General features: G+C 60.9%; 8 protein-coding genes and 1 pseudogene. 4 read left to right on the top strand and 5 right to left on the bottom strand.

Features of this window, described 5'->3' with window-relative positions:
* Nucleotides 1-248: 248 nt before the first annotated feature.
* Nucleotides 249-1310: a glycosyltransferase family A protein gene (locus FHT19_RS24150; RefSeq protein ID WP_169477101.1), complete on the bottom strand. Its 1062-nt coding sequence runs from the start codon at nucleotides 1308-1310 to the stop codon at nucleotides 249-251.
* Nucleotides 1307-3835 carry a DegT/DnrJ/EryC1/StrS family aminotransferase gene (locus tag FHT19_RS24145; RefSeq protein WP_169477100.1) on the bottom strand — a complete coding sequence of 843 codons (2529 nt, stop codon included), beginning with the start codon at nucleotides 3833-3835 and terminating at the stop codon, nucleotides 1307-1309. The genes FHT19_RS24150 and FHT19_RS24145 overlap by 4 nt, the downstream gene beginning before the upstream one ends.
* A gap of 573 nt (nucleotides 3836-4408) precedes the next feature.
* On the opposite strand from FHT19_RS24145, the gene FHT19_RS24315 reads away from it, so the two are divergent.
* Nucleotides 4409-6226, top strand: coding sequence for a hypothetical protein (locus FHT19_RS24315; protein WP_211185075.1), 1818 nt, complete (start codon nucleotides 4409-4411; stop codon nucleotides 6224-6226).
* A gap of 435 nt (nucleotides 6227-6661) precedes the next feature.
* Complete coding sequence (locus FHT19_RS24135; protein WP_169477099.1) at nucleotides 6662-8671, top strand: AAA family ATPase; 2010 nt, start codon at nucleotides 6662-6664, stop codon at nucleotides 8669-8671.
* Between the two features lie 148 nt (nucleotides 8672-8819).
* On the opposite strand, the gene FHT19_RS24130 is transcribed toward FHT19_RS24135, so the two are convergent.
* On the bottom strand, nucleotides 8820-9698 hold the full coding sequence (locus tag FHT19_RS24130) for a hypothetical protein (RefSeq protein ID WP_169477098.1): 879 nt from the start codon (nucleotides 9696-9698) through the stop codon (nucleotides 8820-8822).
* A 213-nt stretch (nucleotides 9699-9911) separates the two neighbouring features.
* Between FHT19_RS24130 and FHT19_RS24125 the strand changes: the two genes are divergently transcribed.
* Both FHT19_RS24125 and FHT19_RS24120 read left to right on the top strand, forming a co-directional pair.
* On the top strand, nucleotides 9912-11219 hold the full coding sequence (locus FHT19_RS24125) for an SIR2 family protein (RefSeq protein WP_169477097.1): 1308 nt from the start codon (nucleotides 9912-9914) through the stop codon (nucleotides 11217-11219).
* Nucleotides 11220-11224: 5 nt separating this feature from the next.
* Nucleotides 11225-12934, top strand: coding sequence for an ATP-binding protein (locus FHT19_RS24120; protein ID WP_211185073.1), 1710 nt, complete (start codon nucleotides 11225-11227; stop codon nucleotides 12932-12934).
* Between the two features lie 163 nt (nucleotides 12935-13097).
* Here the strand turns inward: FHT19_RS24120 and FHT19_RS24115 are convergent, their stop codons facing one another.
* Nucleotides 13098-13664, bottom strand: coding sequence for a hypothetical protein (locus tag FHT19_RS24115; RefSeq protein WP_169477096.1), 567 nt, complete (start codon nucleotides 13662-13664; stop codon nucleotides 13098-13100).
* A 153-nt stretch (nucleotides 13665-13817) separates the two neighbouring features.
* Nucleotides 13818-15143 (bottom strand): annotated as a pseudogene (locus FHT19_RS24110) (ATP-binding domain-containing protein); the annotation flags it as partial.

The raw sequence follows: 15143 nt of genomic DNA, 5'->3' as shown, positions 1-15143 counted from the left end.
CCGTAGCTATCTGGCGACCAACACCGCAGCACCTGGAAACAACCAGGCCGCCGGAAAAACCGGCTGCACCGCATCGGTGAAGCGGCATATATGGACCACTCCACAAACGGTCAATATCGATTTTTCCACATTCCTTCCACAGGCGCCATAAATTGATATTTTTCAGATATTTGGATATCAATTTTCTGGCTTTTTTCCTGCCCCGCATGCGGTCCGCATGATTCTCTCGGACGCGCGAAAGCCGAGAATCAGGCCTGCTTGAGTCGCGACGCCAGGGCCCGCCCCGTTCCGATCAGCAAGGACGTGGCCGAACGCATGCGCGAGGCGGGATTGCGCGTCAGCCCGGCGGGGCAATGTGCGGCCACCTCCGCCCGCGACAATGTGCCCGAACGCACGCATGCATCGGCCAGGCGCCACCACAGGCGCCCGTACTCGGCCATGATCAGCGCCAGATCCGTTGCATCGGGCTGCCGCGTCATCACGAAATGTTCGTGCACCACGCCGACCAACCGCCCAACCTCTTGCAGCGCGGCCAGATCGGGCGCCGGAACCCCGCCGGTGAAATGATGCAACACCAGCCGTGCCGCCTCGGCAGCATGGGCGCCGAACAGCGCAGCATAAGGCTGGGCGAGCACTTCTACCGCGCTTTGTTCCATGCGCGCAGTATAGCGTTGCGACGCGCCGCCGGGATGGATGCGATAGGTGGCAAGTGGCGTGTCGATCCGCGCGATCGCGCCGAAGCGGGCCAGGCGATGGTAGAAATCGAAGTCCTCGGCATAGAGCCGGTCGGTTCGCTCGAACACCTCGAGCCGCCGCGCCGCATCGGCACGGAACATCACCGAAGACCACACCAGTGGGTTGCCCAACTGCAAGCGCCAGTCGAGCAATGAAGGCGAGGTGTGCAGCGGTGCGCGCGGCGGCAGGATCGCTCCTGCTTGCAAAAGATCGACCGCCGAAGCCACCAGCACCACATTGGGATGGCTTTCGAGAAAAGCGTGCTGCGCGGCAAAGCGGGTGCGGTGGCACAAGTCGTCCTGGTCCAGCCCGACGATGTAGCGCCCTCGCGCAACAGCAAAGGCCGTGTTGCGCGCCACCACCGGCCCGCCGTTGCGCTCTGCCGCGATCACGCGCACGCGCGGGTCGCGCACGCGGCGTAGCCGATCCAGCGTGTCATCGGTGGAACAGTCGTCCACCACCACCAGTTCAAAATCGGTCAGCGTCTGCGCCAGCACGCTGGCAATGGTCTCTTCGATCAGCGGACCGCCGTTATAGGCCGCCATCACCACGCTGATCAGCGGCGCGTCGGTCATGCAACGGCCTGCTGCGCCCCTGGCGCCTGGGCAGCGGCCGGCAGGATTGCATCGACAATCATTTGGCCCACATCGTTTTGCCACAGCCACAGCCCGTTGGCATTGCCACGGAAACTGGGCTCGCCGCCCAGCGGCCCCCATGGGACGAACCCGGCGGCCAGCCCGATGCCGTAAACGCCGGGCACGACCTGGCCCGCCGCATCGCGCACGCGGCAGTGACGGTCGACCAGCGGCGCGGGTTCGGGCGCATCGGACGCGAGCACGATCGGAGCACCATCCGCATCGAACAATGGCAAGGCGCGCGGACGATAGCCCGTGGCGCCGATCACCACGTCTGCCGCATCAAGCACGGACCGGGCCGCGGCGTCGTCATGCTGGCCAAGTTGAAACAGCGCCAGGCGCGGATCGGGGGCACGCCCGCCCACGGCCAGCATGCGCAAGACCAGTTCCCGCGCTTCCAGCCGCAAGCCGGCCAGGCGATAGACAAAGCCGCTGACCGGGCAGACATCGGCGTCGCTGAAATCGGTAAAACCCTCGGCCAGCGCCGCCTCGCGCGAGGGGTAGAACGGCCGCAGCGGGCGGCGATGCATCAAGGTGATCGCACCCGCACCCAACGGCAACGCGGGATCGGACTTGAGCAGCAGAACCGCCGCCGCCACCGCGCTGGTCGATCCGCCAACGATCGCAATGCGCGGGTCGCGCACGTCGGCCAGGCGCTCTCGCAAGGCTTCGGGCCCGCCCAGGCGCAGGAATGCGTCGGACAGCACCAACCGCTCACCGGCAATCGCGCCCAACGTGCCCCCGGCAATCTTGGCATCCTGCACCGACTGCGGGCATTGCTGGCCGCCCGTCGCGAGGACGATATGGCGTGATACCAGGTCCTGCGCCTGCCCCGCACCATCGCGAACGGTGGTACGCCAGCGACCGTCGCTTTCGCGCCGCGCACAGATGGCAGCATGGCCGGTCAAGACCCGCGCGCCATGCTCCAGCGCCACGTCGCGCAAGCGATCACCGGTCACGGCCAAGAGGTCGCCGGCTTCCACCAGTGGTGCGCCCAAGGCGCCAATATGGCGTGCCATGCCCAGCCCGGCCGGATGATCGACCAGGGCGGCCAGTTCGGGATGAACGTTGTCCTTCACCGCGCTCAGAAAGGTTTCGGCCGTGCTGTCGGACCGGATGGCATAGCGACCCAATTCGCCGCGCCCCAGGGCATCGCCCTGTTCCACCACGGCAAGGCCGCCGGCCAGTTCCGCCAGCCGGTTCTGCTTGCTCGCCGCCGTGAGCATTGCCGTTCCGGCCGGGCCGCCGCCGATCAGCACCATTTCATGCGTGGTCCCCGCGGGCATGGCGCTCGCTCCTCTGCTCCCTTCCTGCCGGCCAAGCGCGGCCACGGCGCCAGCCAGATGATCGATTACCACGTCCACATCGCCCAGGCTCATGCCATCGGTGATCGGCAGGGACAGGACGCGCGCGCCCAGATCGTCGCTCACCGGCACGGGTTCGATCAAGGCGTTGGCCTGGAACCACGGCTGCTGGCCCAGGTGCGGGCTGAAATAATGCCCGCTACCGATGCCCTCGGCCGCCAAGGCAGCGATCAGCGCGGCGCGCTGGCCGGCCAATTCGGGCGGCAGCAGCAGTGACCAGAACTGAAAGGCCTGCCGCCCCTGCTCCATCGGCGCCGGCGCGGCAAACCTGGGCCCCAACCGGGGCAGTGCGGCGCGATAAACCTCGGCCAGGGCAGCGCGATGGTCGCAGACCTGGCCCAGTTCGGCGAGCTTGGCCGAGGCGAGTAGCCCGCCCACTTCCGACAACTTGGCATTGAGGCCGGGCATTTCTGCCGCCCGCGCGCTACCAAAGCCGAAGTTGGTCATCTGCCGCAACGCTGCAACCAGGGCCTTGTCGCCGCTATGCACCAGCCCGCCTTCTGCCGTGGCAAAGGTCTTGGTGGCGTGCATCGAGTACACCACGACAAAAGGCGCGCCCGCGCCGAAATTGCGACCGGCCGCATCGCAACTGCCGAGCGAGGCGGCCGCGTCGATGACCACCGCCACGCCATGGCGGCGCGCCAGCCATGCATAGCGATCGAGATCAAGGCTGCGGCCAAATGCGGCATAGGGCACGATGGCGGCCACGCGCTCGCCATGGCGGGCCAGCAACTGCTCTTCGATGCGCGGGTCAGAGGCCCAAGTCTGTGGATCCACATCGTGGATCAGCGGGGTGAGCCCGGCCCACTGTGCGGCCTGGGCGGTGGCGGCAAAGGTAAAGGCCGGGACCAGCGCCAGCGCGCCGGGGCGGATACGCTTGGCGGCGGCATGACGTATGGCCAGGATCAGGCCCAGCGTGGCATTGGCCACGGCCAGGCAATCGCCCTGCCCGCCAAACAATTGCGCAGTCGCTTCCGCTTCGAATGCCCGCACCGCAGGGCCGCCATTGCTGAAAATGGCGCGCGCCTCGATCGCGGCAAGGCCTTGGGCCATGTTGCTGAGACGCGGCGGATTGGGCGCGATGAGCGGAATCGAAGGCATCGACACGGCGTTCCTGGCAGCAAAGCCCATAACAGGCGACGCCACCTGTTTGCCTTGCCATCCCTAAGATGCCGTTAGCAATGCTTTAGAATGTAGACCGGCGAGATCGGAAGCGCCGGCATGGCCGCCAAACTTTTGCCGAGCCGAGCCGGAATCGAATTGATAAGACAACTATATGACTAGAAATAATAAATTAATTGTATATACATTTATCTCCATCAACTGAACCATCAATGCAAATTTCAATCTCGGTTCTATTCCGAATGCCGGAATCGAACTGATTTCAGCCGCGATTCGCGAATCGAATTTGTATCCGATTTAGGCGAAGAATGGGAGAAGAGGGGCGGCCTCCGCCGCGATTGCTGACGTTCAGGGCCCTGGGCTGGGGCGTCAAAACCGGTCTTTGGTTCACCTCAATCCCGGCGTGTTGGAGTGGCGAGAATTGGGAAACCGCGTAATTGATTTAGCTACCCACAGCATCAACCAATTGCTTCAGCCTTGTACAACCTTACTACAGGAATTAGCACGATTGGAAATGCTGCATACTATGTATGTTATGGGTGGAGATATTAGATGATAGACGACCTGTCCATCGCGACATCAGCCAATTTTTATTCCATACGAAAGAAGCTTTCAGACAAGGCCGTGGAAGATTTATTTGTTGCATTGCGCGCTAGTCATGGTGTTACGGCGCACAACCAGTTCAAGCATACGCGCGAGCAACTCGATGGCACTCGCTGGTCAGCGGTGTGCTTCAAATATGATAGCCCGCCCTCGTTTCTTGAGGATACGACGGAAGTCAGAGAGAGCCTTTGCGGATTGATCATGCTAATCGAATATCAGGGCCATGCAGCGGTTCTGTCATCCCGATTGAGCCTCCCGAATTCATTCAAGACGACCCATCTATCAGCGGTTGCGACGGCGCGTGTCGAAGGCGCAATCGCAAAAGCAGATGCGATTTTCCAGCGCATGACGATGCGCAACATGTCCATTTCGCCCTACGCAATGCGCGCCAAGACTCTCGAAGCACAGAACCTCGCCAATGTCGTTGGACCGGCAGGAAGTAGGCGATATGCGCCTCGCTCCTACAGTGTCGTTGCGAGCGGCACGCAGACTACCGCGACACCAAGTACAGGCCGTATCGGCATTCGTTCAGCGCGCGCCGATCTTCCGGGCATCGTGAATTTCGTAAAAGGCGTTATCGATGCGCTCCGTTTGGATAATGCAGACGTCTCACCGTTCATCAGGTCTTTTGCCCGACCAGTGTCATTGACCGAAGCCTTGGCTGCGTCTGTGCCCATCGCCATGGCGATTGATACGAACAGGCTGTCCGACGCCGTGGGCAATGACGAAGCGGGCATCCGGCTCATCCGTCTGGATGGCGATGCGGCGGTAGAACTCTCCGCAGGTGAACTGATGGCGTTGATGGAACAACTCGATTGCCCCCTGAACATTGAAGGGGATGAGCGCGTTAGGCTGGCACGCGAACCCGCAACGGGCGAACCAGCGGCATCGATCAGCTTGAATAAGAACCGCATCGCGCTCCGGTCCCTTTCCTTACCTCCGGCATCGGAAGTCTACGTGGAAAGAGCCAGCGAGGAACTGGGTGAAGACGGCGTCCGCCAAACGCTGCGCGAATATCTCAATGAAATCAAGGCACTCATCGTTCTCTTCGACGATGTGCGATTGGCCTATATAGATGGACAGGTCTTCCGGGACGAGACGCTTTTGGACGGCGGTGAATCTTTCCTGCGGTACATTACGGCCAGCCCGGCGCTGACCCCTGTTACCAGCGAAAAGGGGGAATTCACCGCAGCACAGATCGCCTTCGATGCCACATCAAGCTTTGGGGCAATTGTCGATCACATTGCCGTCGCCGATCCGATTTTGCTGTGCGACGATCTTGGAGACGAGTGGGCTGACTTCATCGGAGTCACTGACGACGCAGGGCTTACACAAGTCTCGTTCTACCACGCAAAGCATGGGACGCTTTCCCTTGGTGCCAGCCCCTTCCATGTGTCGGTGAGCCAGGCAATCAAGAACCTGGGCAACATGACGTTTCCTGAAGAGCGTCTCGCGGCAAAACTGGGATTATGGGGCTCGACCTACAACGCGCCGGATCAGGAGACACAGATTCAAAGAACCATACGCTCGAACGCTGCTGATCTTGCGGTCGCGCTGCGTCGCGCAAGAACGGCACCCGATGCGCGCCGACGCGCTGTCATTGTGACCTCGTCGCTCAGTCGTCAGGCGGTCGCGGACGCATTTGTAGCCATTCAAAACGGTCACAGACCTGCACCATCCTTCGTGCAACTCTACTGGCTGCTGCAATCCTTCTTTTCGGCATGCACAGAAGTCGGCGCGAATGGTGCGGTCGTTTGTCAGCCTTGAGGCCGCCCCGGTCGGCGCGGGGCGCGTTGCGTCGAAGGCTACTGACCGCGCAAACGGCGGCTTTCACGGCGCAGTCGGCTGAACCCTGACAGGCCGATTCCCACAATCCTTCGATCAGCCCAGCATCAGTCGGGATAGCTGGGGGGGCTGCCCTCTCCCGCCTTCGGAGCTGTCGTTCGCGGTGGCGAGACCGCCATTCAGAACCGGTCATTCGTTTACGCAACCTCTCCACATTCGAGTACCGGGACGCGAAGCAAATCGGGTGCGTATGAAGCGAAGACATTCCATCACAGACCAGCAATACCCGTTCGTCAACTCATCAGGCGACACAACAATAGATCAGGCAACATGCAGGTATTGCCAAAGCGTTGGTTCTCAGTTGAAATAGCTGGGCGGTCACGGGCGTGACCCGAACCTGTGCCGAGGTAGGATGACATGAAACTAAAGACCGCGCACATTCAGAACTACCGAAGCATCCGCGACACGGGCGTCTTCGAAATCGAGGCTGCTAAAACCATCCTCGTCGGACCGAATGAGGCGGGCAAAACGGCCGTCCTTCAGGCCCTGCAGCAGATCAATCCGCCGAAAGGCATAAAGCGGTTCGATGCGCTGCGCGACTATCCGCGCGCCAAATACAACGATATTTCAACGAAGAAGGTTGACCCAAAGAACGTTCCGGTCGCTACGGTCACCTTCACTCTGGATGAAGATGACCTGGCCGCGCTTCCGGAATCCATGAGGGGCATCACTGGCTATTCGTTTACGCGCTACATCGCCAACAACGCGTCGCACTTCTTGATCGGAGCACCGGCGCTACCGACGGTCGGCGCGATCAGGAAGGATGCGGTCCGGTTGGCTGCCCACGTCGATGGCCGGACGCCTGTTGCCGAAGGCGCGGCGCCCTCGACTGTACAGGCGGAGAGTCTGAATTCGTTGTTGCAAGAATGGCGCGACGAAAACGTCCTGTCGAACGAGCTTTCGTCTGCCTTGAAGCAGTGGGTGGATCGGTTAGTCGCTCATGCCGATGATTCTGAGGACGTGCGCATCGAACGGCTGCTGGCGGCGTTCTCGATCGCTGGTGACCGCAGCGCTGCACTCGAAGCGCTTGACAAACGCATCCCAGTCTTCGTTTTATTCAGTAACTATTTTCGGGTGCGTCCTCTTATTCATCTTGGCCTCCTCGCTGATCGCCTCGATTCGAATATTCTCGATGACGAGCAGTACGACTACGGCAACAAGTGCCTGCTGCAACTACTGGGATTCACGGCGCGCGATCTCTCTGACCTGGGTAAGGCACCGGAACCACCCGCGAACCAGCCGCAGGCGCTTCAGGCATTTCGGGACCAGCTTGATAAGCGGAAGTATCAGCTCAACGCTGCGAGCGTGCAACTGACGAACGAGATTCGCTCGGTCTGGAAGCCATCCAGCACGCGGCCGGAGGCAGATCGCCTTCGCCTCGACGCGGACGGGCAGTACCTCAAGGTAGTCGTCGAGGATGAGCTCGGCGTGGAAATCGAGCTGGATCAGCGTTCTGAAGGCTTCCAGTGGCTCGTGTCCTTTTTCGTCGTCTTCTTCGCCGAGGCGGCCGACAAGCACGAAAATGCGATCCTGCTGCTGGACGAGCCCGGCATGAGCTTGCACGCGCTCAAGCAGCGTGAATTCCGTGAAACGATCACGAAATTGGCGGCGAAGAACCAAACCATCTACACGACGCACTCCCCCTTTTTGGTGGGGCCGAACGAGCTTGACTACGTCCGCGTCGTCGAATTGAACGACCGCAACGTCGGAACCAAGGTGCACACCACCATCACGTCCAGCGATCCCGCCGCGTTGCTGCCGCTTCAGGAAGCATTGGGTTACGACCTCGCGCAAAGCCTGTTTGCCCAGGAACGAAATCTCGTGCTCGAAGGCCTGACTGACGAATGGTATCTTGAAGGCGTGGCGGGGCTTCTCGCCGACAGCGGCGAGGTCAAGCTCAATGACAAGATCGCCCTCGTCACCGCCGATTCGGCGGGGAAGGTTGTGTACTTTGCCACAATCCTGCACGCACATAAGCTCAAAGTTGCAGCTCTTCTGGATTCCGACAACGCCGGGGACGCTGCCGCCAAGCAGGACACTTTGGTCCATAAGCTCGGACAGAAAAGCATCCTGCGCACGAAGGACTATGCGTCAGGCGTTGCGAAGGCCGAGATCGAGGATCTACTGAGAGACACACTTCCCATCATCGCGCGGGATCAGCTTGGCTGGGATATCGTCGATCAGGCCGCCCAGCAGTCGGGTCGTCCGCTTGTTGACATCTTTTCCGGCGTGACAGGCTTTAGCAAGTACAAGCTTGCGAAAGCCTTCTTGCGTTGGACCCGCGACAACAACGCCAGCTCTCTCTCCCGGACGGAACGGAGCGCTTGGACCAAGCTCATCACTGCAATCAACGCCGCGCTCAAGTAACGTTCTGCGTGCCAACCGGCCCCGCTGCGAGAGCGGCCATCCAACACGCGAAAGGCGGTCCTTATTAGCTGACGATCGTTCACCATAGGCGATGCTAGCGGTCGGCCGAAGCCCGATTGGTGCGCGCGCCGACCGTGACTCCGGCTGGTTATTCCTCAGTGCCGATCGCCGCGATGCGGATATCGAACGCCTGCGAGAACGCCGCCATCGACACGATGGAGTCGAGCCAGGTGCCGCGGGCGCGCGGATAGGCGTCGGCGAAGTCGTCGCCGAGGATCGCCTCGCGCGCCGACTGCCACAGCGCATAGTCGGCTGAGCCCTCTTCGAGGCCGCGCTCGATGAGGTTGGCGGTCGCCTTCACATGCTTGGTAAAGGGCAGTCGCTCATTGTCCGCGCCGCGGGCGAAGATGCCGTCGAGCGACGGGCCTTCGATATTTTCCGGCTCGGAATGGGCGATGCCGTGACCACCGGGGACGGTGTAGGTGAAGCGGTCGTGGTCAGTCAGCAGGTCGGCGCTGGCTATATTGCTGTTCGCGATGATGCCGTTGGAGCCGGCTAGCGCAAACAGGGTGCTGTTCGCCCAGAATGCAGCGGAGGCATAGACGACGGCAGCCCGGCCGGCGGCGGCGGCGAGGATTTTCTCGAGCAGACCCTGCTGCTTGGCGTCAATTGTATAGCGGAAATAGGCCGCGTTCCAGCTCGCCCATTCGGTGGCGCTTGACCGCCGCATCCACTCGGGTCGTTTATATTGGATGAACAGATTGAGGTTGAACGGCGGCAGGCGCGCGTCGAGCGCCCTGCCGAAATGGTCGATCTCCGAAGCGGTCATGCCGAAGAAATGCGGCCGGCGACGCGAGCGTATGAAGGGAAGCAGGACGCGAAAGTCAGGGTCCGGTATGAAGAAGGCACCGTCGAATCCGAGGATGCCTTCGTCGGTCTGGTCTGGGGAGTAGAGGACGGTGGTCCGGCGGGCCATCTCGGCGAGAAAATAGGTCTCAAACGGCTTTTCCTTGAACTCCGCCCACATCGCTCACGTCCCCTTGTAGTGGCGCATCAGCGCACGTTAGCAGCTCAAATAGGGATGGGGCAATTTGCTCTGACAAGGCCCGTGCAGCTGCTCCCACCCCTTAAGGGGACATTGGGCAAGGAGACCTACCAAGCCAAATTTGCGCCCCAGACAACTGAGATGAGGTATCGCGTCTCCATTTTGTCGGCTCGCTCAGCGTGCTATGCGCCGAATATGAATACCGCACCTTCGACCCACATCGATTATTGGAAAGTCCAGGCAGCATCTCGGACCAACCTCCGCCTTCTTGTACCAGGCAAAGGCTGGGTCGCTTATGCTGATCGCATCGGCGAAGAAAAAAAAGTCGAAGAGCTGGGGAGCAAAGACGAAATCGAAAGTGCGCTTACCAATGCCCTTTCTGCGTCCAATTTCCTGACTTTGACTGGCGCGGGCGCGTCATTCTGCGCACGGAATCCTGACGGCCAGCCTCAGGCACCATCTATGACTGCCTTATGGGACGCTGTGGCTGGTGCAGTTGGGGCGCCTGAATTCGCAGCGGTTTGCGCGAAGTTTGAAAAAGCAAAACTCAATGAAAACATCGAGAAGCTTTTGAGCCTGTGCAAAGTTTACCTTGAACTCAATGAAGCAGCCGCTGAGGATGACGCTGAGGTAATGGCTGTCCGGGCCTTCGTTCCGGTTGCTGAAAAATGCATTCTCGGAAGGGTTGATTACGTTACCGCGCAGACGGAACTACCGGCTCATGAAACCTATATTCGCAAGATTGGACGGCGAGGTTTCCGCAAGGCGCGCGCGAAAATTTTTACTACCAATTACGATTTGAGCCTCGAAGAAGCGGCACGCAGGCTGCGGTTTACTATTATCGATGGCTTCTCGCATTCGCTCGATCAGGTGTATGATCGGCAGCATTTTGAATACGATATTGTCCGGCGCGAGCCATCGAAAGAGGCGCCAGACTATATCCCTAACGTTTTTCATCTCTACAAACTGCATGGCTCGACCGACTGGCGGAGGGTCGGCGCGGATGTCCTGCGCTCTCGTGACAACGCGGTCGGCGAACCAGTTCTCATCTATCCCCGTTCGAGCAAATACCAAGAGGCGTTCGACCCGCCCTATCTCGACATGATGAGCGCGTTGCAAGCAGCACTGAGGGAGCCCGATAGCGCTCTTGTCGTTGCTGGTTTCGGGTTTAATGACGATCATATCAGTCGCCCGATTCTGTCCGCGCTCGAATCCAATCTCTCCTTCCGGCTCGTTATCTGCGATCCAGGTTTCATTCGTTCCTACTGGGAGCTTGCCGGCGATCCGCTGGGCGATCCTGCTGCCCATGCGATCCCAGATGCAGAAGCGCACCCCAACCCGATGTTGGAGCGGATCCGGCTGCTTGCTCAAAGCGGCGATCCGCGCGTGCATCTGCTGAATGGTCGCTTCGAGGATCTTGCGGATGCGATGCCCGACCTCATCGGTCAAACCGACCGCGAACGCCATGCCGAGCGCGTTCGCTCGATGCGAGAAGTGGGATAGCCACCGTGGCACTGAGCCCCGTCGATCCAGACAAATACATCGGCACGGTCACGCTTGTGACCGCATCTCAGGTACAGGCGAACCTGCCCCATGCGAGCGCCCACCCGGAACGTCGCGCGCTTGCTAAAGGTGCCGTTGGGGATTTCGTTTTTGTCGATTGCGAACGCACGAAGCTGCTCGGCCGCATCATCGAGGTAAAAATCCCCGATGGGGAACGCCTCTCGGTCGAGCCGCACCTAGGCAAATCGTTGAACCCCAATCCTATCGGACGCATCCAGCTTCTTGCCACACTGACGGATGGCGACACCCAGCTTGCGCGCGGCGTCAATTCCTATCCGAAGATTGGAGATGGCGTTTTCCTCGCCGGTGCTGAAGTTCTTGCGCTCATAATTGGCAAGAGCGCGACAAGGCCAAACGACATCAATCTTGAGATCGGCGCTATCGAAGCCGGGGGCAGAAGCGTCGGTGTGCAGCTTCCCCCGGAGAAGTTGTTCGGACGGCATTGCGGTGTGTTCGGCGCGACGGGCGGCGGTAAGAGCTGGACCGTTGCCAGCTTGATCGAGAAGATCAAGAACCACGGGGGCAAGGCTATCGTGTTTGATCCGACCGGTGAGTTCTGCGAGGCTGACGGTATCGACACCATTTTCTCGTTCAATGCTGCCGTTCCCAACACGACCCACGTCCATTTCCCCTATACGGAAATGACGGAAGATGACTTGTTTTCGCTCTTTCGCCCATCAGGCCAAAGCCAAGGGCCGAAGCTGCGGGATGCCATCAAGAGCCTGAAACTGGTCCGCGCGGCGGGAGGCATTGTGCCGAACGGCGTTTCGGTCGCAAACGGTCTCGTCGAGAAGGCCAACCGCCCGCGCGCGCCCTATTTTGCGGCCTTGCGCGATCATGCTGCGGCGATCCACTCGCCCAAATGCAATTTTGACATTCAGTTTATCGCCGAGCAGATCAAACAAGAGTGCGTTTGGAGCAGTTCTCCGAACGCTCCTGCGAATTTTGGCGGCCCTGACAACAACGCGGCAAGCTATTGTGAATCGCTGGCTTCGCGTATTGCGACCCAAATCAATTCGACGGAACTCGAATGCTTGTTTCGCACTGGCGGCACCTCGCTCGTGACCGAGTTGGACGCATTCCTGAATGATCCAGATCGTGACGTCGCGTTGATTTCATTCAAGGAGGTGCGTTTCGAGCACAACACGCGCGAACTACTTCTCAACATTATCGGGCGCTATCTGTTGGGTGTTGCACGGGAGGGGCGCTTCCGCGATGCGCCTATCGTCGTTTTCCTTGACGAAGCCCATCAGTTTCTTGGGCGCACAGTTGGCGACGAATATGGCAGCGTGAAGCTTGAAGCCTTTGGCCTAATTGCAAAGGAAGGTCGGAAATATGGCCTGACAACCGTCCTCGCCACCCAGCGCCCCCGAGACATTCCCCAAGATGTGCTGAGCCAGCTTGGCACCCTTATCGTCCACCGACTGACGAATGAGCAGGATCGCACGACAGTTGAGCACGCCTGTGGCGACCTTGATCGTGCGGCAGCCCAATTTATTCCCATGTTGGCACCGGGCGAAGCTATCATTATCGGACCTGACCTGCCGACCCCACTTCCGCTTCGAATAGCAAAGCCAAAATCACCGCCCGATTCCAAGGGACCGCAGTTTCAGAGCCACTGGAATGATCGCTTGATTCAAAAGCTGATTGGTTAACCGGAAAAATGGCAAATCACATCGGATGGCAATCCAAAGCCGACTTGCCGACTTACCGGAATGCCCTTGCCCTGAACATTCGGTCGCCGAAATTTGAGCCGGTGAACGAAGGGCGGCTTGGCCCATACCATGCTCCAAAGGGGACTTACCGGATCGTCCGCCATCACGGCCGATCTGCCCTGCGGTCCGTCGCGATCAACCGCTCTCCGGCTGCCCTCTGATCCATGTTCATGGTTCGCGCAGCCATCCATTCGGGCACATGCCAACTGGCCGGCAGGGATCGAGCGATCGCTCCGGGCAGCACGGCACACACGATGATGCCGGCAAGCATTCCCGCCACCGCGCCCCATATCTGACGTCTGATCTGCTGATCGACGGCTTGCCCACGTTTCACGACACCGTCGATTTGCCCGGCCGACCTGTCGAGCGCAGCGCGGGCAGTGTCGAGCATGCGCCGATCCTCGGTGCGCACTGTCTGGGCGGCGAGATTGATCTGCTTTGCCATTTCGGCAGGCGTCAGCGAGACCGCCGGCGTCTGTTCGATGGCGGCAAGCCGGGCGCGGAGATTGCCCAGACTGCGGTCGATGCCCTCTAGTGCGGCGGTGTGGTCGGGGATTCGCTCGCGTGCCGCCGTCAGATTGGCGACGGCATTATGCAGGAGGCTGAGCTCGTGCCGCACGGCCTCGAAAGCCTGGGCGGTGGTCACTTCGGTGTCGGTGTTCTCGGTCATGGGCGCAGCTAAACCGTGCCAGGTTCAGAATGCCAGATGCTGGAACCGCTCGGGAAGGGGTGAGATTGGTGGGCCTGCCAGCGGGGATGCCGCTGAGGCGACTTGAGATTGTGCCAAGCGGTGAAGGCGCCGCGACTCGGGCTTTGGCCTGTCCTACAGCCCGAGCCCCCGCCCCCGGCCTAGATCGAGGCCGTGCTCGAACGCGAGCTGGGGGCCTAGTTTACGCTGGCTGTCCATCATGGTGATGCCAAGTTGGGCCTTGCGGCTGGCCAGCAGGGATTCAAGCTGCGGATCGCGCTCCAGGCTTTTGGCCATGTTTGCCATGGCAGTGCGCGCGCTCTTGTGGGCGTCGATGTCGCCGGCCGCATAGTGGCGATCGGCCTGGTTGGACAGCTCGTTCCAACGGCTGACGAAGCGGTCGGCCCGCAGCTCGGGATTGGTGCGCAGCTCGGTTTCGAGCTGAAGCGCCCGGATGGCGCGATTGGCATTGCCGCGTGCCGCTTCGCTCGCCAGGCTGGGGTCCCTGGCATAGGCCGCCTCGGCATCGCGCGGCCCATGCGGGCGCAGCTCCTCGAACGCCTTGCGCGCGGACTTGAGCTCGGCAAGCTGTTCGGGGCTTTCCCGGCCACCGTGGGCCCGCGTGTCGTAGATGCCGTCGATCGCTTTGGCATGGCGCGTCAGCGCCTCCATGCGCTCGCGCCGCAGTTGCACCTCGCGGGTTTCGGGAGCCGCCGCGATTGAAGCGATTTCAGGTGACGGGGCGACGGGCTGGAGCAGGTCCTTCGATATCTTGAGGCGGTGGCCATCAAAGTTCACCCGTTCGGGTACGGCAGAGAAGTTGGGCACCTTGAGCTTGAGCCCGTCGAAGATACCGCGCCTGGGCTGCACTTCGGGCACAGGCTCGGGCACGCGGGCATAGTCCGATGCCATGTCCTTGCCGCGCTCGCGGCTGAGCGCGCGGACAAGCCGGTCCCGATCGGCGAAGTCATCCTTGCCGTAATGCAGATCGACCTGGTCCCTGTGCCGCGAGAGCGCGACATAGGCGGCATGGCGGTCGAGCCCCGGCGTTGCCAGCACATGGACGGTGTCCACGGTCATGCCCTGCGCCTTGTGGATGGTGGCGGCATAGCCGTGATCGATATGGGCATAGTCCTTGAGATCGAAGGCAATGGAACGGCCGTCATCGGTGCGCACGCGCATGGCGATCTCGCTGACCTGTTCCACCGTGCCAAGCGTGCCGTTCTTCACTTCCAGGCTGCGCTCGTTCTTGAGGAACATCACGCGGTCGCCGGACGCAAACGACCGTTGCCCGCGTTCCACCTCCAGGCCGACATCCTCGCCGAGCAGTTGTGCTGCGCGCATGCGCGTGCGCGCCGCTTCGTTGAGTTCGCGCACTTCGACATTGGTGTGGGTGAGGATGATCCGGCTGGCATCGGGATCGGCCATCCGATTCCGATTCCAGCGATCGATCAGGTCTTC

The sequence above is a fragment of the Novosphingobium sp. SG919 genome, from assembly GCF_012932495.1.
Classification (GTDB): domain Bacteria; phylum Pseudomonadota; class Alphaproteobacteria; order Sphingomonadales; family Sphingomonadaceae; genus Novosphingobium; species Novosphingobium rhizosphaerae.
Note: the sequence above shows the minus strand (reverse complement) of the source record. Positions and strands in the feature narration are given on the sequence as shown.